Consider the following 247-nt stretch of genomic DNA (forward strand, 5'->3'; position numbering starts at 1 on the left):
ATGCACTTCTTTAAAAACCGTACATTTACACTACTGAATGCGATCGGTTTCTTTATGAGTATCGGAATGGTTGGAGCAATTATGTTCGTACCGTTCTTTATGCAAGGAATTGTAGGCTTAAGTGCTGCTGAATCAGGAACGATTATGACACCGATGATGATTACAATGATCTTTATGAGTATTATCGGTGGTCAGCTTGTATTAAAAATTGGTGTGAAACCACAAATTATTACAGGGATGCTTATTA

General features: G+C 36.4%; 1 pseudogene. It reads left to right on the forward strand.

Annotated features, from left to right (window positions below):
• A pseudogene (locus AC0IXC_RS29310) lies at nucleotides 1–247 on the forward strand (MFS transporter); the annotation flags it as partial.

It is taken from the genome of Bacillus sp. AC266, assembly GCF_979253805.1.